This window comes from Natronoglycomyces albus (assembly GCF_016925535.1).
Taxonomy (GTDB): domain Bacteria; phylum Actinomycetota; class Actinomycetes; order Mycobacteriales; family Micromonosporaceae; genus Natronoglycomyces; species Natronoglycomyces albus.
The window spans coordinates 3717115-3736188 of the sequence record NZ_CP070496.1 but is presented as its reverse complement, the minus strand read 5'-3'; the positions used below and the strand labels follow the sequence as shown (position 1 = coordinate 3736188).

The window sequence follows — 19074 nt, the reverse complement described above, 5'->3', positions numbered from 1 at the left end:
TGAAGTGATAACTTCGAAACATGTCTTTCACAAATGAGCGCACCGTCCCCGCTTGGACCGCCACCACCGACGAGAACCCCACCAACTGGGCCGACGTATCCACCATCGCCCTATGCAGCTTCACCGCCGCCGTCACCACCTTCATCACCCAATTCGCCCTCGTGCTTCACATGCAGGGCAACGGCTACGGTGGCTTCGCCGTCGCGGCCGTCATCATCGCCACCTCACTGCCCATCGCGGTCCTCAGCCCCATCACCGGCCGCATGGCCGACCGCTTCGACAGCCGGACGCTCCTCTTCGGTAGCGCGATCCTGCAAACCGTCGCCGTCGCGGCAATGACCCGCGCCGAGAGCCCCGAGCTGATGGTCGTGGCAGCAACCGTGGCCGCCTGCGGCATGGCTCTGGCTGCTCCGGTGTCCTCGGCGCTCATTCCTCGGATGACCAACCCCGCCGACACGGCTAAGGCCATCGGGTTCAACCAGAGCGCGAGCGTGCTGGGCATTATGACCGGGCCGCCAGTCGCGGGCCTGATCATGGGGTACGCGGGCCTAACCGGCGCGCTATACATCGCGGTGGCGGCATCGCTGCTCCGCGCACTGTTGTCCCTGTGCATCCGGACCCGGCGCGGAGGCGTCCGCCGGGCCGTGGCCACCGCCGGTACGAAGACAGCCCCGTGGACCTTGCGCGGAGACCGCCTACTCTTCATCACCGTGATCGGCGCGGCGGCGGCCCTGGGCATCATCTGCGCGGTCAATGTCGCCGAGGTCTTCCTGGTCCGGGAAACCTACGGAGCCAGCGAAGCCATGTACGGCCTACTCGGCCTGAACTGGACGGTATCCATGGCCATCGCCGCCACGGTGTTCGCCGGAGTACTCGGCAAGCTCTCCCGCGACGGTCACGTCACCTACGCACACTTTGGGATTATCGCCGGGTCCTGCCTGACGCTGATCCTGCTGGGCCTGCCTTGGTCGACCATCTTCGCTCTGATCCCGTTCATGATCATCGGAGGCGCGTTCAACGCCGGACTCAACGCCGCGATGTCAATTGCGATCGTGCGCCGGGTCGACGATGAATCGCGCGGCATGGCCTCCGCCCGCGCCGGTGCCATCCTCAACGCCGCCATTGTCATTGGGTTCATGTTCGGTGGCCTGCTGGAGTCGATCATGTCTCCCGGCGCGATCTACATGACCATGGGCGCGGTCGGGCTGCTCGTCGTCGCCGGTTTCATTCCGTTCCTGCGCCGCGCCGTGCGGGCCGACGAGTCGGTGGACGAGGCGATCACGGAAATCCTAGCCAGCGACAGCGCCCAAGGCACGCAGCTAGAACCCGCCGAGGTCCCGTCTACAAACCGCGCACTAGAGAACAGCTCGGTCGCTCCCGCGCCGGAGACGGCGCGGCAGGTTGAGCTGGACGCCGCGAGCCGTTAGCCCCAGCCCAGCTGGTGCAGTCGCTCTTCCTCGATCCCGAAGTGATGAGCGATCTCGTGCACGACCGTAATCGCCACTTCCTGCACCACCTGCTCGGGCGTCGAGCAGGCCCGCAGGGTCGGGTACCTGAATATGGTGATGGTGTCGGGCAAAACGCCTCCGTATTCGGGCCCCCGGTCGGTCAGGGCCGTCCCCTCGTAGAGACCCAATAGGTTCTTCTCCGGGCCCTCGGGCTCGTCTTGAACCAGGACGACGACGTTGTCCATCATGTTCAGCAGGCCTTGCGGCACCGAATCGAGCGCGTCTTCCACGGCGCGCTCGAAGTCGTTCTCGCTCATGTCCACAACCACACCGCCACCCTAGATGTTGCTGGCCGCCCCTGTCACCCACCGGGCACGGCCAGACAGAAAAGGCTTGCCGTGCCAGCGTGGTGGTCGTTCGACCTCTATGCGTTCGCGCCCCCGGCCGGGAGTAACCTAGTGGGCGTGATTGACCTGCGAGTATTGCGTGAGAACCCGGAACTGTTTCGCGAGAGCATGCAAAAGCGGCGTGCCTCCTCCGACGTCGTCGACCAGCTGCTGTCGTCCGACTCCGAACACCGCAGCGCCTTGCAGTCATTCGAAAGCCTGCGCGCCGAGCAAAAGGCCATGGGCAAGCAGGTGGCGCAAGCCCAAGGTGAGCAAAAACAACAGCTGCTGGAGCGCACTAAGGCCCTAGCCGCGGAGGTGAAAGCGGCTGAAGGAAAAGTCAGCGCCGCCGCCGAGGCGTTCGAAGCCGCGCACAAAGCCATCCCCAACCTGGTTTCCCCCCAAGCTCCCGCCGGAGGCGAAGAAGACTTTCGCCTCATCCGGGAAGTCGGCGAGGTTACCAAGCCCGACCCGTGCCGCGACCACCTGGAGTTGGCCGAGTCGCTGGGCATCATTGACATCGAGCGGGGCGCGAAGACCTCGGGCTCCCGCTTCTATTACCTGGTCGGCGATGGGGCGCTCCTACAGCTAGGCATGCTCCAACTGGGTATGCAACAAGCGGTGGCCAACGGATTCACTCCCGTCATCCCGCCGGTACTGGTGCGGCCCGAGGCGATGGAGGGCACCGGGTTCCTCGGCGAACACGCCGATGAGATCTATTACCTGGAACGCGATGACGCCTACTTGGTCGGAACGTCCGAAGTTCCCTTGGCCTCCTACCACTCCGGAGAGAAACTGGAGCTGGACCAGCCACTGCGCTACGCCGGATGGTCCTCGTGCTTCCGCCGCGAAGCTGGCTCCTACGGCAAGGACACGCGCGGCATCATCCGCGTGCACCAGTTCGACAAGGTCGAAATGTTCGTCTTCTGCACTCCCGAGACCGCCGAGGCCGAGCATCTGCGCCTGCTGGACATGGAAGAACAGATGATGGCCAAGATGGAGCTTCCCTACCGGGTCATCGACGTGGCCGCTGGCGATTTGGGTACCTCGGCCGCTCGTAAGTTCGACTGTGAAGGCTGGGTGCCCAGCCAAGGCCGCTACCGCGAGCTGACCTCGACGTCGAACTGTACGACCTTCCAGGCCCGCCGCCTCAACATCAAGTACCGCGACACCAACGGCAAGAACGCCGTGGCCGCGACGCTGAATGGAACCCTCGCCACGACCCGCTGGATCGTGGCGCTGTTGGAGAACCACCAGCAAAGCGACGGCTCGGTCTATGTTCCGCGCGCGCTCCAGCCGTATGTGGGCAAAGAAGTCATCGAGCCCAAGAAGTAACAGGCCAGGCCAGGGCGCGGCGGTAATTCTTCGCCGCGCCCTGGCGCTGTCCACCCCGAACCCCCGCGCCTGATTTAGCCCCCAACATCCCAATCACCTGCGAAAACGGTAACCAATAGGTGAACATCACCGGACCGTTGTGATTCACGCCCTGTATCGTGGCGCTTTCGCCCTGTAGGTTGGAAATGTGACTATCTCCCCCGACGTATCTAGCCACGAAAGCGCGACCCGCCCCGCGAACAAGGCCAATCGGGCACCGTTCGTCCCCAAGCTGGTCGCCATCGATCTAGACGGCACGGTGGTCGACCATGCCGATGCCCACGTCCGTCCCCGCAAACCAGTCGTCGACGCGCTAGCGCGCGTGCGCGATGCCGGAGTGCCGGTCGTGGTCGTCACTGGACGCGCCCCCTGGTCGGCCTTGCGCACCGTGGAGGAACTGGGCCTGACCGACGGCTTCGTGTCAGCCTCACACGGGGCGAACGAATACGACCTGGCCGCCGGAGAATTCACCCAGCGCCTCACCGTCGACCCGGCCCCCGCCATCACCCGGTTCCGCGAAGCCGACGAAACAGTCGAATTCGCCGCCGAATGGGGAATGGACGGCTACTGGCACACGCCTGGCCTGCGACGCAACTTCACTGCCACGTTCGCCGGAGAAATCCACTGGGAAGAACTGGCCACGAAACCCACCACTCGGTTCGTCGCCCAGGTAGAATCCTCTACCCCCTATGGAGCAGGCCACGTCTGTCCCAACGCCAAGCGATTGGCTGACGCAGCCGCCCTGGACCCGGCCCACTACCACGTAGAGGTCGGATTCAACGGCTGGATCGATGTGGGACCGCCATCGGTGAACAAAGCTTCGGGCTTGGCACGAATCGCCCAGCATTACGGAGTGGACGCTACGGAGGTGGTGGCGTTTGGCGACGCGGCCAACGACCTAACCATGTTCGAATGGGCTGGTCACGCCGTGGCCATGGGTCAAGCCACGAAAATAGTGAAGGCCGCCGCCAACGAAGTTGCCCCACCGGTTGGCGAGAACGGCGTCGCCACGGTACTGCGGAGGTGGTTTCCTTGAGTAGGTTTTCCGGCATGCACGCGGCATCCCCGCCGCCGCTAGACCCCGACACCCTGGGTTTGAAACGTTTGCCCAAAGTAGTGGCCACCGACCTAGACGGCACACTCGTGCGCTCCGACTCCACAGTAAGCGAATACAGCCAAACGGTGCTCAAACGCCTACAGGCCGCAGGGGTCATCGTCATCGGTGCCACCGGGCGCGGCCCTCGCCTGCTCGAGCTGTCACGCCGCGACGTGCGAGCGGCCGACTATATGGTTTTGGGGCAAGGCGCGTTCGTCTACGAAACCGCCGGGGAATCCTCGGTGACCCTAGCTTCGAAGACCATCGCGGGCCACAAGTTGCTACGCGCGGTCGAACAGATCGAGGCCGAACTAGGCCCGATCAACGCCGCCGTGGAACCGGTGGCCACTGACCGGACCCCGCTGCTGGGCGACGACCTGCCCGGCTGGCCCTACGCGATCAACGTCGACGTCCAGCCTCGTCAGTTCGCCTACCAAGGGCAACTCATGAAAGCCATTTGGACGACCAACCCTCCCATGTGCCCGCAACGCATGGTCGACCTGGCCACAGACATCGTTGACACTGACGAAATCCTCGTCATCGAGTCGGGCATCAACTTCGCCGAACTGTGTCCGGCCGGGGTATCAAAGGCCAACGGGCTGCAAGTGGTCCTCAACCGCCTGGGAGTGGGTTTCGATGAGGTCCTTGCTTTCGGAGACGCCTCCAACGACCTCCCCATGTTGGAAGCGGTCGGGCACGCGGTCGCCATGCCGCACGCCACCGACAACGTCAAGGGTGTCGTTAACGAAGTGTTGCCATATGGCAACGACGAAGACGGCGTGGCCCGCTATCTGGAAGCCCTCCTAGAGCTGGCCTAAACCCCGGCGACCATCTGACGTAGAGGCTTGAACAAGAATGCGAGTTCGAGGCCGCAGCAGGCGAAGTTTAGGCGGGAAAACGGGCCGAGGAGAACGCCGAAAGCGCCCATTGCGCAAGCCTCAAACAACTTTGTCCTTATGTAACCGTCCTTACATTCACGCTCGTGCGGCTCAGCAGTATCCTGGCCATCCCACCCCGGGGCCAATCCGTCCGCCCACTGTAAGGACAGATACGTTGTCTGAACTACCCATAGCCGTCGCCCTGCTGGCAGGCGCGTTGGCTACCGTCAACCCTTGCGGGTTCGCCCTGCTACCGGTGTATGCGACCTTCCTGATCAACGGTGACGAAGGCACCTCTAGCAAACGACAAGCCCTCATGCGGGCCTTGGCCTTTACCGCAGCGATGAGCATCGGCTTTGCCGTGGTCTTTGGTACCTTCGGGCTCATCGTGGCCCCTACCGCCCCCGCGGTGGCGAACTATCTTCCCTGGATCACCATCGTCTTGGGAATCCTGGTCGTCCTAGGCGGCCTATGGCTGCTCTCCGGCCGGGACCTACCCAGCTTTGTGCCGAAAATGCAAGGCACCAACGTCAAACGTTCCGCCGGGTCGATGACGGTATTCGGGATGGTCTTCGCCATCGCGTCGCTAGGTTGCACTATCGCGCCGTTCCTCGCCATCGTCGTCGGCACGTTCCGGTCGGCCAGCCTCTTCCATGGCCTGCTGTTGTTCCTGACCTACGCCGCTGGCATGGCCCTGGTCGTCGGAGTCGTCTCCATTGCCATCGCCTTGGCGCGAGAAGGAATCATCACCAAAATGAAGCGCGCGCTGCCGTGGGTCATGCGGGGTTCAGGCGTGCTGCTGCTATTGGCCGGAGCATACGTGGCCTATTACGGCTGGTGGGAAATCCGCGTCTCCAGTGGAACCGGCGACCCCACCGACCCCATCATCTCCGCGGCGGCCTACATACAAGAGGCGCTGGCCGGTTTCATCGCTTGGGTTTTTGGCAGGTAGTGGATTCGTACACCGAGGTTGAGGCGGCAGCGCGGTTCTAGGGCCGCCCGGGGGCGAAGTCTAGGCTGGTAAATGAGCCTTCGCCTGAACCTCACAGTCAGAGAGTGTGGGCTCGATGAATGAAACCCGTGGGCCCCTTGGACTTAATCAGGAAGGAACCCGACGATGAATCGAATCGGGAAATTGACCCTAGCCGCTCTCGTTGGTGGAGCGCTGATGCTCGCCGGTTGCGGCACTGGCTCCGAGGAGTCCAACGGCGATACCGCCACCAACGATCATGCGGACTCCAATGGCGACAGTGGACAGGGAAGTATCAGCCCGAACTTGCGTTTCACCGCCGAGACTTTGGCGGGGGAGGAGTTCTCCGGCGAGTCATTGGCGGGAACCCCCACTGTGCTGTGGTTTTGGGCCGAGTGGTGCCCCAAATGCATCGCTCAGGCTCCTGAGCTCAATCAGCAGGTATCCGAATATTCCGATCAGGTCGACTTCGTGGGCGTCAGTGGCCTGTCTCAGGACGTCAATGGGATGGAGGACTTTGTCGAAAACACCGGTACCGATGGCTTTACCCATCTAGCCGACACCGAGGGCGAAGTCTGGGGCATTTTCGGCATTTTCGAGCAGTCCATCTTTGTGGTTCTCGATGCTGAGGGCAACGTTGTGGTCTCCAGTGAAGGCGATCCAGCGGCCCTGGGCGGACACCTGGACGACTTGCTTTAGAACGCCACTACTGTTTGGCAGGTTAGACGAATGCCTGGCTGGTGGTGGATGCGCAACCTTTGGCGCATCCACCACCAGCTTTGGTGTCGGTGAGGCCCGGTGGGTTGACAGGGGCCAGATGCCGCAGGCGTGCGACTACATCTCGTCGAGCATCTGCTCGGCTTGGTCCATCAGCCCGCTGACTTCCTCGGCGGTGCCTTCTGCCTTGGTGATGATCTCGGTGACGATGGCGACTTGGGCTCGCATGCGTTGCATGGGGCTGACTTCGTCGACCAGGTTGTCGTGGCCCAGCGCCGACCAAATGACCGTCTTTACGGTGGAGAGTTCCTGGTCGGAACGATCTGACGCGGCCAAAGCGAGCTCTTTGACCCCAGCCTCGTCGACACTGTCGGCGAACCAGTCACGTACCGCGAGGGTGAAGACCGAGGCGGCTAGGAGGCCCGAGTCGGCCCAGGTGACTTCCTTCCCTTCCAGCTCTGCGGCTGCCACCGCCATCGCTTCGCGGTCGCCCAGGAAAGTGGCCTGGAGTAGTCGACGGTAGATACTGCGGCTGGAGGTCACGTCCGGCTCCCTGCGATGTGTGCGGCTTTAAGGTGGAGGCATCGTCGCTTTCACGCTACCGCACCGCGATCTGGGGCGCGACAGGCGAAATTGTGCGCGGTGAACTGCCAATGTTCCGGGCAATTTGCGCGGTTTGGACCGTGCGGGGAGGTTTTGTCGGCTGTTGCAATGAAGTAAGCTATGTGAAAGCGCCCATGCGAATATGCCCTTCGGGTGGGCCCACGCACGGCGCCGTGGTCGATTCCCACCAGGTCGGCGACGCCCGGTGTGATGCGAAGGCGTTAGCCCACGCGCGGCTTTGTTTGTCCCGCAGACGCATTCGGGTCTCCTCGCTCGATGTCAATTGCTGCCCTGACGGCGGTAAGCGGACGGCATCGCCTCGTAGGCTGACCTGGAGGACGCTGCTGCTCCGAGCCATTGCCCACATCGCCCAAACACCCAACCCCTTGGCCATTTGCCCGGCCCACAGAACAGGTCACAGCATGGATGATTTCCTCGGAATCGCACTGAGTTTCCCCACAATTATTTTCAGCTTCGGCCTCATCCTGGTGGCTTTGTATTGGCTGTTGGCCGTTGTCGGTGCCATGGATATCGATGTAGTCGACATTGACAAGGACGCGGAGGCCGACGGGGCTTCGGGCTTGGGGGCGCTGGGCTTTGGCGAAGTTCCGTTGACGGTCATCCTGTCACTGTGGATCACGGTGGGTTGGGTGATCTCCATTGCTAGCACCATGTGGCTGCAAAGCCTGGTGGCTGGCACCTCGGGGGTCATCGTGTCGATCGCGATCTTCATCGCGGCGTTGGGGATTGGCATTTTTGTGACCAAAGTGTTGTCGGCGCCGTTGAAGCGGGTTTTCGCGGATGCTCCGGTGCAGACGCGGTCGGATTTTGTGGGCAAGGTTTGCGTCGTGCAGACTCAGTCGATTACCGGTGATTACGGCCAGGCGGAGCTGACCTCGGCGGATGGTTCGAGCGCGATTGTGCAAGTGCGCAGGTCAGCCCATGAGCCAGGCAGTTTTGACGAGGACCAGTTCTCCCGGGGGTCGAAGCTGGTCATCTTCGATTACGACGAATCCGGCGAGGTGTTCCTTGCCGTACCGTTTGAAACTCACCACAGCTGAGGTATTCACCTGAGTTGGTGCCACCCGGTGGCGAAACACCAGAATCCATAAGGGACTTATGGGCTGTGGGGTGCGATTTCCTAGCTTTATGACTGGTCTTGGCCGTATGCCAATGCGTGCCATCGAATGCCAATGACAGTACCAAACCCGCCCCCATTCGAAGATCACACGAGTTGGCGCAGCTGATATAAACTGAGCAATGCCAGCGTCGAAGTTCAAGCGCCACAACTGTGGTTGATGACTAGCGCTGCCCACTGGCGAAATTGCGAATCGTTCGCTTCTTACATGCCCAATGTCGCACGCCTCGCGTGTGACGTCGAGATCACGCTTGGTCTCGCATTCCCCCTGTAACTGCAACTCTGAGGTCGCTATGGATCTAGGTTTCGAGCCTACTGCTGCGCTAACTGTGCTGGTAGTCGCTGCGCTCATCATCCTTGGCGGGGTCCTGATGGTTTTCCGTCTATACCGGAAAGTCGAACAGGGCCGCGCCATTATCGTCAGCAAGATGCGGTCGGTGCGGGTGTCATTTACTTCCGCTCTGGTGCTCCCAGTGGTGCACAAGGCCGAATACATGGACATTTCCGTGAAGACCATCGATATCAATCGAACCGGTCATGACGGGTTGATTTGCCAAGACAATATTCGCGCCGACATTCGCATCACATTCTTTGTGCGGGTCAATAAGACCCAAGAAGATGTCATTAAGGTCGCCCAGTCGATTGGTACGGCTCGCGCCTCTGACCAAGACACCCTCCAAGAACTTTTCAACGCCAAGTTCTCCGAGGCCCTCAAGACCGTCGGTAAGCAGCTGGACTTCACCGACCTGTACACCGATCGTGAGCAGTTCCGCGACCGCATCATCAACGTCATCGGCACCGACCTCAACGGTTACAGCCTCGAAGACGCGGCGATCGACTACCTCGAACAAACTCCGATGTCGCAGCTGGATCCGCAGAACATCCTGGACGCCCAGGGTATTCGCAAGATCACTGAGCTGACCACCAAAGAGAACATCACCACCAACGAGCACCGCCGCCACGAAGAGCGCGAAATCAAGCGCCAAGACGTCGACGCTCGCGAAACCATCCTGGAGCTGGAACGCCGCCAGGAAGAGGCCGAGATTCGCCAGCAGCGCGAGATCGAGACCCTGCGCGCCCGCGAAGAAGCCGAAGTCGCCAAGGTGCAAAACGAAGAGCGGCTCAAGGCCGAGACCGCCCGCATCCGCACCGACGAGCAGACCGGCATCCAAATCGAGAACCAGCAGCGCGAAATCGCGGTGGCCTCGAAGAACCGCGAACGTGTGATCGCGGTGGAGACCGAACGCATCGAGAAGGACCGCATCCTCGAAGTGGTCGCCCGCGACCGCGAACAGGAATTGGCCACGATCGCCAAAGACAAGGAAGTCGAAGCCGAGAAGCGCGACATCGCCGAGGTCATTCGCGAGCGCATCGCCGTGGAAAAGACCGTGGCCGAGCAGGAAGAAAGCATCAAGCGCCTGCGCGCCGTCGAAGAGGCCGAGCGAAACCGCGACGCCATCGTCATCGCCGCCGAAGCCGAGGCGCAAGAGAACCTCGTCAAGGACATCAAGGCCGCCGAAGCCGCCGAGTCCGCCGCGAAGCACAAGGCGCGTGAGCGCCTGACGCTGGCCGAGGCCGACCAGCAAGCCGCCGAAATGGACGCCGCCGCGAAGAAGCGCCAGGCCGACGGTGACCAGGCGCTAGCCGCCGCCCCGGGACTGGCCGAGGCTCAGGTCCAAGAACAGACCGCCGTGGCGATCGAAAAGACCGGTCTGGCCGAAGCCAAGGCCAAGGAAGCCGCCGCGCGCGCCGACGCCGAAGCCATCGAAGCCTCGGGTCTGGCCGAAGCCAAGACGATGCGCGAGAAACTGCGCTCGGAGTCCGAAGGTCTCACCGAAAAGGCCGCCGCCATGGCCGCCCTCGACGCGGCCAGCCGCGAACACGAGGAATACCGCCTACGTCTGGAAGCCGACCGCGACCTGCGGATGGCCGAAATCGACGCCCGCCGCGACATCGCCGCCCAACAGGCCGAGGTGCTGGCCAAGGGTCTGGAATCCGCCGACATCTCGTTGGTGGGCGGAGACTCGCAGTTCTTCGACCGCGTCGTCGGCGCGATCGGATACGGCAAAGCCGTCGACGGCTTCATGAAGCACTCGGATGTGGCCAGCGCGGCCGTGGGTGGTTTCTTGAACGGTTCGAGCGACTTCTCTGAGATGTTCCGCGAGGCCATCGCCAACGTGTCGACCGAGGACATTAAGAACCTCTCGGTGTCGGCGTTGCTGGTCAAGCTCATCAACAACGCTGGAGAAGGCGACGCGCAACCGCTGTACCAGCTGTTGGAGCAGGCTAAGGGGCTTGGCATCGCCAACCGTCCCGCAGCCGACATTTCGGGCATGCCGCAGAAGAGCTAACTGTTCTGTCAGAGTATGAGTGTGGCCGGTCGTCCGACGACCACGCCGTAGCGCCGATCTCGGCGACCGGTCCACATATCAGGCTGGACGAGAACTATTAGCGAGCCTGAGTTATCCGGCGGTGCCTCACCTTCGGGTGGGGCACCGCTGTGGGCCCCGTCCGTGTGCGCCTTGTCGTCGTCCATTCACCTTTATTCCGTCTGCCTCCCGGAGCCGTAACCGATGAGCGAAGAGACCCCACAGACCACCGACGCCGCCCACGGCGGAGAGTCTTCCAGTAGCAACCTGGATGCCGGAACCTATGAGGTCCTGCATAACCGGTTGACCGAGCAGGCCACCCAGCTCACCAAACGCGCCGAAGCGCTCAACGCCGAACGCATCGCGACGTTCGGTGGCACCGAGATGAGCCTGTTGGGCACCACCCGTATCCGCACCACCCACAACTGCGTGCCACGCGACATCGTGCACGTGGGGGACCGGATGCTCTTCGGCTACAACGTGCACATGGGTCTTAAGACCAGCACCTCGGTCTCGGACGTGTTCACTCTGCACACGTTCAACCGCGACGGCGAGAACTTCGAGTTCACGCACGTGGAGGATGAGGGCCACCTGCTGGATGATCGGCGATTCATCAACGACTTCGAGGAGATGTATCGCTACTACCGGCAAACGGAGCTGTTGCAGGTCCGCCGGATCGATAACCGGCTGCTGGCGGTGTTCCAAACCGGTGACACCATTGACGACCAGCGGGTGTTGCGCTGGAATATCGACGCCGACGGCACAGCTGAGTACCTGGACAACTACGGCGAACGCGACCAGACTTGGCCTGACACTTACGACTTCGAGTGGGTGCAGACGGGCAGGGAGGACCATGTCACGGGCCGCCACCCGCATGTGTCGATCGACGATGAGCTGTTCGTGGAGTGCGTCGGCGGCGACCTGACGATCAAAGTCGAGGACAACACCGACTCCGGCGAGGGAATCTACTCCGAACAGGTCGAGGAGAAGCTACAGTCCCTGGCCGACGCCGACATAGCTTGGGCGCGAGTCGGCGCGTTGCTGTTGTTGAAAATCCTGCCCTATAACGAGAAGACCACCCGCTACTTCGTGTACAACACGATCACCGGGGACATTCGCCGAGCAGACAACATCGGTGCCGCCTGCCGGACCCTGCCCGAAGACCACGGCATCATCTTCCCCGGCGGCTACTACTTGGCCGAGGGCGAACTGAAAACGTTCGACACCCCCACCGACGGGCTGCGATTCAAACGTCTGATCCGCTCACCCAACGGTGAGGACTTCCTGTACGTGTTCTATTCACGCCACGAGGGCCGCACCCTTCTCCTGCCGTACAACGTGATCCGCAAGGAGGTCTCGGCCCCGCTCTCGTGCCACGGTTTCGCCCTGTTCGACGACGGCTCGATGGCCGCTTTCCGCTCCGACGCCGGAGAAGCCACCCGGGTGCATCCGATGCAGGTGTGGCAGACACCTTTCGTCTCCGACACCTTCGCGGCCAGCCAGGAAGTCGGCGACGGCCCACTAGAGCGCGTGGGAAACTCCGACCTCGTGCGCGCCATCTCCGACGCCTTGTCGGTGGCCCGCATGATCCGAGCCGACGAGGGCGCCAACGCCGGTGGCTCCAAGCACGCCCAAGCCGTTTTCGAAACCATGATTTCCGCGGCCACGCGCGCCCTGGACGATTTCCCGTGGCTGGCCGATGAGGGCCTAGGCCAACTGGATCAGTCGCTCAAAGCCGTGCGCGCCACAGCCGAACAGGTACTAGACGAGTACGCCACCGTCGCCGAACTGTCCGCCAACGCCCGCACCGCGCTGGCGCAGACCGAGAAGGACACGGTCACCCTCCTGCGCCGGGCCCGAGGCGAAGCCCCCAAGTCGGCCACCGCCTGGGTCGAACAACTCACCGAGCTACGCCGAGCCCAAGGCCACCTGGTGACGTTGCGCGACACCCGATACATCGACGTGGAACGGGTCGAACAACTGCAAACCGACGTCACCGAAGGCCTGGAGTCCGCCGCCCGTCGCGCCATCGCCTTCCTGCGACGCGACGACGCCTTCACCCCCTACTTCACCGAGGTCGAAGCACTGTCGAGTCGCGCCGACCAGATTGACTCCGTAGCCGAATCCAAGCCGATCACCGAGGAACTGGCCGAACACCAGCATGGCCTGGAGACCTTGACCGAGGTCGTGTCAGACCTCGACATTGGCGACGCCACCGTCCGCACGGGAATCCTCAGCCAGATCGGCGAGGTACTCGCCTCGGTCAACCGCACCCGAGCCGGCCTCCAAGCCCGTCGCCGCGAACTGGCCTCAGCCGAGGGACGCGCCGAGTTCGCCGCCGAATACGGGCTGCTGGGCCAGGCCATCACCGCCGCGCTAGCGGCCGCCGACACTCCGGCGACTTGTGATGAACAGCTGGGCCGCCTCATGCTCACTGTGGAGAACTTGGAGACTCGGTTCGCCGACTTCGATGACTTCCTCACCCAACTGGATGAGAAACGCTCCGACATCTATGAGGCGTTCTCCTCCCGTAAACAAAACTTGCTCGACGAGGCCGCCCGCCGGGCCGAGAACCTGGCTGGCTCGGCCGACCGCATCTTGGAGGCCGTCTCCCGGCGCGTCTCCAACCTGTCCTCGCTCGACGAGGTCAACACCTATTTCGCGACTGACCCCATGGTCGACCGGCTGCGTCGGGTCGCCGGTGAACTGCGCGACCTGGACGACGTCGTGCGGGCCGAGGAGATCGAAGGCCGCATCGCCGCGGCTCGGCAAGAGGCCGGACGGGCCCTCCAAGACCAACTGGACCTCTATGACGGCGACTCGATTCGCTTCGGCGAGTACGCGCTACCGGTCAACTCGCAGCCACTCGACCTCACACTGGTGCCCCAAGGCGAGGCGCTGGCTTTCTCCTTGACGGGGACGGACTTTCGCCAACGGGTAGACGATGAGGAATTCAACGCCACAGCCGAATTCTGGGCCCAAACCCTCCCCAGCGAAAACGCGACCGTCTACCGCGCCGAACACCTGGCCGCGTCGCTACTGACCGAACGCGGAGCCCGCTCGTTGCTGGCCGAGGAAAACCTCAACCACATCGTGTCCGAGGCGGCTTCTCAACGCTACGACGAAGGCTATGAACGCGGCGTCCACGACACCGACGCGGCCCTGATCCTCGAACAGCTCATCCACCTCTACGCGGCCGCCGGGATGCTGCGCTACCGCGCCGGCGAACGCGCCGCCGTTCGCCTGTGGTGGGCTTTCGACTTGCCCGCCGAGGAGGCCGCCGCGTTTGCTACCCAAGCGAAGTCACTGGGCCGGGTACGCGAACTCTTCGGCCGCACCGATGCGCTCGCCCAGCTTCAGGCAACGCTGGGGCGTCGTTTCGCCACCTGGGCCGACCAGGTCCGGCTCCCCATCGACGTGGACGCGGACCTGGCCGGGGAATACCTGGCCGAGGAGCTGGCCGCCGACGATGAGGGTTTCGCCACCTCCGCCCGCGCCACCGATCTTGTCGCCGCCTTCCATCGCCACATCGGCTCGGCGTCGCGCACCGCGCTGGCCGATGACCTACAGGCCATCCAAGGCGATCTTAGTTCACAGTGGACGCTGGCGGAGGTGTGGTTGCAGTCCTTCCTCTCTCAGCACGCCGACAAGGAGGACTTTGACGAACAGGACCTGCCTGAGGCCATCGCCTTGCTCTTGACCGACGAAAACGGCTACGACATCGCCTCAGACCTGACCGGCGAGGTCACTGGCCTGCTGGGCACGCATCCGCGCATCAGTGACCGCACAGTGGCCATTCGCCTCGACGAGTTTTTGGCCCGCACCGGGCACTTCCGCCGCCATACCGTGCCTGGATTCCGCCGCTACCATGAGCTGCGCGGTCAACTGGTCGCCAAACAACGGCGGGCGCTGCGGGTGGAGGAATACCACCCGCGCGTCATGAGCGGCTTCGTGCGCAACCAGCTCATTGACGAGGTCTATCTGCCGCTCATCGGCTCCAACCTCACCAAACAAATCGGTGGAGCCGGAGACTCCCGGCGCACCGATCAATCCGGAATGCTCATGCTCATTTCACCTCCGGGTTATGGAAAGACCACGCTCATGGAGTATGTGGCGGCCCGATTGGGCATGTTGCTGGTGAAGATCAACGGGCCGTCGCTGGGCTATGACACGGTCTCGGTCGACCCCGACGACGCGCCCAACGCCACGGCTCGCCAGGAAGTGGAGAAAATCAACTTCGCGCTCGAATGCGGCAATAACGTGCTGCTGTATCTGGACGACATCCAGCACACCAACGCGGAGCTGCTTCAGAAATTCATCTCTCTATGCGACGGGCAGCGGCGCATGGAAGGCGTGTGGCAGGGGCGCACCCGCACCTATGACCTGCGCGGCAAGCGTTTTGCCGTCTGCATGGCCGGTAACCCCTACACCGAGGCGGGCCAGCGCTTCCGTATTCCCGACATGTTGGCCAACCGGGCCGACACGTGGAACCTGGGCGATGTGCTGTCGGGCCGCGAAGAGGTCTTCGCCCTGTCCTATATCGAGAACTCGTTGACGTCGAACCCAGTGCTCGCGCCCCTGGCTGGCCGTGACCGCAATGACGTGCGGCTGTTGGTGCGGCTTGCGCAAGCAGACCCCACGGCCAACCCCGAGCAGTTGTCACATCCGTACTCGGCTGGGGAACTGGATCAGATCACATCGGTGTTGCGCAAGCTGCTACACATTCAAAAGACCGTGCTGGCGGTCAACCAGGCCTATATCTCCTCGGCGGCCACCGACGACTCGGCGCGAGTGGAACCGCCGTTCTTGCTCCAGGGGTCCTACCGCAACATGGGGCGTTTGGCTGAGCGCGTCGTGCCGGTCATGAACGATGAAGAACTCGAAGCCGTCATCGACGATCACTATGTGGGGGAGGCACAGTCACTGGCAGCGGGCGCGGAGGCGAATTTGTTGAAGCTGGCGCAGTTGCGCGGTCGTCTCACCGAGGAGCAAGCGGCGCGATGGGCTGACGTTAAGCAGTCCTACCTTCGCAACGCGGCTCTGGGAGGTTCCGACGATGACCCGATGGCCAGGGCCGTGGGGGCATTGGGTCTGCTGACCGATCGCGTGGCCGATATCGCGTCGAGTTTGGACGGTCGTCGGGATTCTAGTTTGGGTAGTGAGGCTACTGCCTCGGCAGCGGTCGCTCGGGCTCTTCCGCAGGTGGGAAGCGGCGAATAACGCGCCATTGTTTTGAATGGACAGTACTCTTTAGATTGTTATTCGAATACCGATCGGGGAAGTGGTCGCATTACCGCGACCACTTCCCCGATCGGTGTTTTCGTCTCTTTGCCGCCTCGGGGCCGAATGGTAATTGGCTAAGGCGGCGTGGAGAGTGTCTTTCCGCTCTTCTTCAGTGGCTGTGGCCCGCCTCGACATGTGCGGACATCGCCGGGTTACTGTCCGATGATTGACAGCGCGATTCACCAGGCATGTTGGCGAATGGGGGTTGCGTGAATGCGCATCGTGGGCTAAAAAGTTGGAGAAATGACTAATGCGCTGCTGTGGCCGAGAGTGGGGCGGCGAAGACTCGGCGGCACGACTCCGTGGTGGGGCAACCGGTTTCCTCTGCTTTTTCCGCACCTCGGACTGTGGTTCTGATCTCAGTCTACTCGACTACTGCGAAGTAGGACGGAAGACTTTGGGGCCGAAGGGGAACCAGCCGAGTTAAATTCATTTTTGCCCGTAACCTTGGCTCGGGATGGAACGTTAGTTTTACTAAGATTGCTGATATTATCCCGCTTGAGGCGTTGGTGGGCCGATTGTGCCTGTTTACGGTCACCTGCGTGGACGTATCGATAACGTTTTGTGCTGTGTCGTCGATTGGCCTATAGGCCGAGGATGCTGATGTCTGATATTCCCCCCACCGCACACCAAGCAACGTGGCAAGGTGAGCCGCCGACAGGCGAGGCGACCGGCCATGTTCACCCGCTTGACGGGTTGAAAAAGAATCTCTTGTGGACAGCAATCGTTCCAGCGGCCTCCATGACGGTCATAGGCGCGGCCGTTGTGATCTTCATGCAGCAGGACGCATTTGGCCTCACAGGCGAGCTGACTGCGTTGGTACTCCTGGCAGCGCTACTGATCGCAGGCGTCATCACGTTCCTGGCGGCCAACAACGCGCTCAAGGCCGCGACGTCGGTGCGTCAGACCATCGCGGCCCTGCGCCGCTCCACCACCCAAACCCACCTTGAACTGTGGCACTTGGGCGAGCAGATGCGCCAGCAACACCCGAAGGTGGCGCTGCCGGCGATGCCGGTCCCCAATAGTGAGGCCTTCCCCTCCGGCGGCAGAGACTTCGAGCGGCTATCGCGCGATATCGAACACCTGCGACACTGCGCGGCGGCGATTGCCGCAGGTGTGGCCTCGCTGGAGGAGGACAACTTCCTAGAACCGTCACCGCCAGTGGTCCAGGATGGAGACCAGCGCGTCGGAGTCTTCGTCAACCTGGCCCGCCGCCTGCAATCCTTGGTACACCGTGAAATTCAGCTGCTAGATGAGCTGGAAGCGCAAGTGGAGGACCCAGACCTGCTCAAGGGTTTGTTCGCGGTCGACCACCTTGCCACCCGCATCCGCCGCCACGCCGAGAACCTCGCCGTCTTGGGCGGCGCGGTCTCGCGCCGTCAGTGGTCGCGGCCGGTGAACGTGTACGAGATCTTGCGTTCGGCTGTGGCAGAGGTGGAACATTACGCGCGCGTCAAGATGGTCCGTCCCGTCGAGGGCACCCTCAAGGGCCACGCGGTGGCCGACGTCATCCACCTCGTCGCCGAGCTAGTCGAAAATGCCACCGCGTTCTCCGCCCCCAACACGCAAGTCATGTTGCGCGCGCAGCGAGTCACCGCTGGTTTGGCCATCGAGGTTGAAGACCGTGGTCTGGGGATGCCACAGGATCAGCTGGATCAGATCAACGCCATGCTGGCCGACCCGGACGGGGTCAGCATCGATGAACTTCTCAATGATGGCCGCATTGGCCTGTATGTGGTCGCCGCCCTAGCCCGTCGCCACGACTTGGCCGTCCAGTTGCAGACCAACATCTTCGGCGGCACCCAAGCGGTGATCGTGTTGTCGTCGAACCTGATGGGCGAGGAAGAGGAAAAGCGGGAGCCCAAGCGCCTCAACGCGCCGCCACGTCAGAGCGAACAGCCCACCCAGTTTCCAAAGCGTCCGATTCCCGGCGGAGGCAAACCTCCGGTAGGCGAACGGCCGTTGGAGAACACTTCGGCTATGCCCGTGGTCGCGAATCGGCCCGACGACACCGCCCAGTTCCCCTTGGTGAGCGCTGGAGCCGACCGCAGTGCCTCAGCGCACATGAGTCAGGCTTTCGGCGGGCCACGGTCGTTGAACGGTTCGTCACACAACGGGGCACCGGTGCTCGACTCGGGTGCTGGGCAGGCCAATGCGCGGCCCACCTCTGCGCCGCCTGTCTCCGAACCGCCGGTTGACTACGGCTGGCAAGCCAATGAGCGTTTCGAGGAAATGTCAAGTGGGCGTCACGCTCAGCGTGCGGCCCCCTCAGCTGGGACCGGTCATCAGCCGAATATCGTCCCCGATGTGCGGGCCGACTCCGAACAGCGCTATTCCAGCCCCGCTCCGTACAACTCCGGTGCGGCTGGCGGTGACCCGTACAATTCGGCCCCGCCCTCGGTGCCACCGGCCGCCCCGGCGCCTCTCACGCCACCGGCGGGCCCGTACGACCGGCGCGAAAGCCAGACCGCGACCGACAGTTGGCCCTCACTGTCCGCGCCTCAGCCCAACCGGCAGCCCTCGGAGAATCGTCCCCAGCTTCCCCAGCGGCGAGCTCAAACCCACCTGGCGCCGCAGCTGCGCGACGCGCCGCAGTCGGTGACCGATGCCGACTCCGACCACAACCCAAACCTGATGATGTCCTTCCAGCAGGGCGTTAACCGGGCCGATTCCCTCACGGACGACCCTGATCCCCGTAGCGAACTCCCTGGAGGCTGAGGTGAATCGCGGAGGCGGCACCACTGTGGGCAGTAGCTCGCGCACGGCTGTCTCCACGGATCGCCCGACCTATGCGAGGGCTGGCCGAGAGAAA

12 protein-coding genes are annotated in these 19074 nt (G+C 62.9%); 10 read left to right on the top strand and 2 right to left on the bottom strand.

The window, feature by feature from the left end:
• Positions 1-20: 20 nt before the first annotated feature.
• Complete coding sequence (locus JQS30_RS15915; RefSeq protein WP_213171221.1) at positions 21-1427, top strand: MFS transporter; 1407 nt, start codon at positions 21-23, stop codon at positions 1425-1427.
• Here JQS30_RS15915 and JQS30_RS15910 read toward each other — a convergent pair.
• Positions 1424-1765 (bottom strand): metallopeptidase family protein, encoded by a 342-nt coding sequence (locus tag JQS30_RS15910; RefSeq protein ID WP_213171220.1) that lies wholly within the window; start codon positions 1763-1765, stop codon positions 1424-1426. The genes JQS30_RS15915 and JQS30_RS15910 overlap by 4 nt on opposite strands.
• 147 nt (positions 1766-1912) lie before the next feature.
• Here JQS30_RS15910 and serS point away from each other — a divergent pair, with 147 nt between their 5' ends.
• The 5 genes from serS to JQS30_RS15885 all read left to right on the top strand — a co-directional run bounded on the left by serS (position 1913) and on the right by JQS30_RS15885 (position 6851).
• Positions 1913-3169, top strand: a complete 1257-nt coding sequence (gene serS / locus JQS30_RS15905) for a serine--tRNA ligase (protein WP_213171219.1) — start codon at positions 1913-1915, stop codon at positions 3167-3169.
• A gap of 187 nt (positions 3170-3356) precedes the next feature.
• Positions 3357-4244, top strand: a complete 888-nt coding sequence (locus tag JQS30_RS15900) for an HAD family hydrolase (RefSeq protein ID WP_213171218.1) — start codon at positions 3357-3359, stop codon at positions 4242-4244.
• Complete coding sequence (locus JQS30_RS15895) at positions 4241-5122, top strand: HAD family hydrolase (protein ID WP_213171217.1); 882 nt, start codon at positions 4241-4243, stop codon at positions 5120-5122. Before JQS30_RS15900 ends, JQS30_RS15895 begins: the two co-directional genes overlap by 4 nt.
• A 235-nt stretch (positions 5123-5357) precedes the next feature.
• Positions 5358-6134 carry a cytochrome c biogenesis CcdA family protein gene (locus JQS30_RS15890; RefSeq protein ID WP_213171216.1) on the top strand — a complete coding sequence of 259 codons (777 nt, stop codon included), beginning with the start codon at positions 5358-5360 and terminating at the stop codon, positions 6132-6134.
• Positions 6135-6299: 165 nt separating this feature from the next.
• Positions 6300-6851 carry a redoxin domain-containing protein gene (locus tag JQS30_RS15885; RefSeq protein WP_213171215.1) on the top strand — a complete coding sequence of 184 codons (552 nt, stop codon included), beginning with the start codon at positions 6300-6302 and terminating at the stop codon, positions 6849-6851.
• 135 nt (positions 6852-6986) lie between these two features.
• Here JQS30_RS15885 and JQS30_RS15880 read toward each other — a convergent pair whose 3' ends face one another.
• The gene (locus tag JQS30_RS15880) at positions 6987-7412 is read right to left on the bottom strand and encodes a hypothetical protein (protein WP_213171214.1); all 426 of its coding nucleotides are present in this window, start codon (positions 7410-7412) and stop codon (positions 6987-6989) included.
• Between the two features lie 482 nt (positions 7413-7894).
• Here JQS30_RS15880 and JQS30_RS15875 point away from each other — a divergent pair, with 482 nt between their 5' ends.
• The 4 genes from JQS30_RS15875 to JQS30_RS15860 all read left to right on the top strand — a co-directional run bounded on the left by JQS30_RS15875 (position 7895) and on the right by JQS30_RS15860 (position 18980).
• Entirely contained in the window at positions 7895-8533 is a 639-nt protein-coding gene (locus JQS30_RS15875) for an OB-fold-containig protein (RefSeq protein WP_213171213.1), read from the top strand.
• A gap of 448 nt (positions 8534-8981) precedes the next feature.
• Positions 8982-10961: an SPFH domain-containing protein gene (locus tag JQS30_RS15870; RefSeq protein ID WP_213171212.1), complete on the top strand. Its 1980-nt coding sequence runs from the start codon at positions 8982-8984 to the stop codon at positions 10959-10961.
• Positions 10962-11183: 222 nt separating this feature from the next.
• Positions 11184-16199 carry a DNA repair ATPase gene (locus JQS30_RS15865; RefSeq protein ID WP_213171211.1) on the top strand — a complete coding sequence of 1672 codons (5016 nt, stop codon included), beginning with the start codon at positions 11184-11186 and terminating at the stop codon, positions 16197-16199.
• Positions 16200-16865: 666 nt separating this feature from the next.
• A complete protein-coding gene (locus tag JQS30_RS15860) occupies positions 16866-18980 on the top strand; it encodes a sensor histidine kinase (RefSeq protein WP_213171210.1) in 2115 nt (704 codons plus the stop codon).
• Positions 18981-19074: the final 94 nt, after the last annotated feature.

What these genes read in the sequence shown, in the direction of transcription:
- JQS30_RS15915 (WP_213171221.1), top strand. Translation starts at nt 21, where the DNA reads ATGTCTTTCACAAATGAGCGCACCGTCCCCGCTTGGACCGCCACCACC.
- JQS30_RS15910 (WP_213171220.1), bottom strand. Translation starts at nt 1,765, where the DNA reads ATGAGCGAGAACGACTTCGAGCGCGCCGTGGAAGACGCGCTCGATTCG.
- JQS30_RS15885 (WP_213171215.1), top strand. Translation starts at nt 6,300, where the DNA reads ATGAATCGAATCGGGAAATTGACCCTAGCCGCTCTCGTTGGTGGAGCG.
- JQS30_RS15875 (WP_213171213.1), top strand. Translation starts at nt 7,895, where the DNA reads ATGGATGATTTCCTCGGAATCGCACTGAGTTTCCCCACAATTATTTTC.
- JQS30_RS15870 (WP_213171212.1), top strand. Translation starts at nt 8,982, where the DNA reads ATGGTTTTCCGTCTATACCGGAAAGTCGAACAGGGCCGCGCCATTATC.
- JQS30_RS15865 (WP_213171211.1), top strand. Translation starts at nt 11,184, where the DNA reads ATGAGCGAAGAGACCCCACAGACCACCGACGCCGCCCACGGCGGAGAG.
- JQS30_RS15860 (WP_213171210.1), top strand. Translation starts at nt 16,866, where the DNA reads ATGTCTGATATTCCCCCCACCGCACACCAAGCAACGTGGCAAGGTGAG.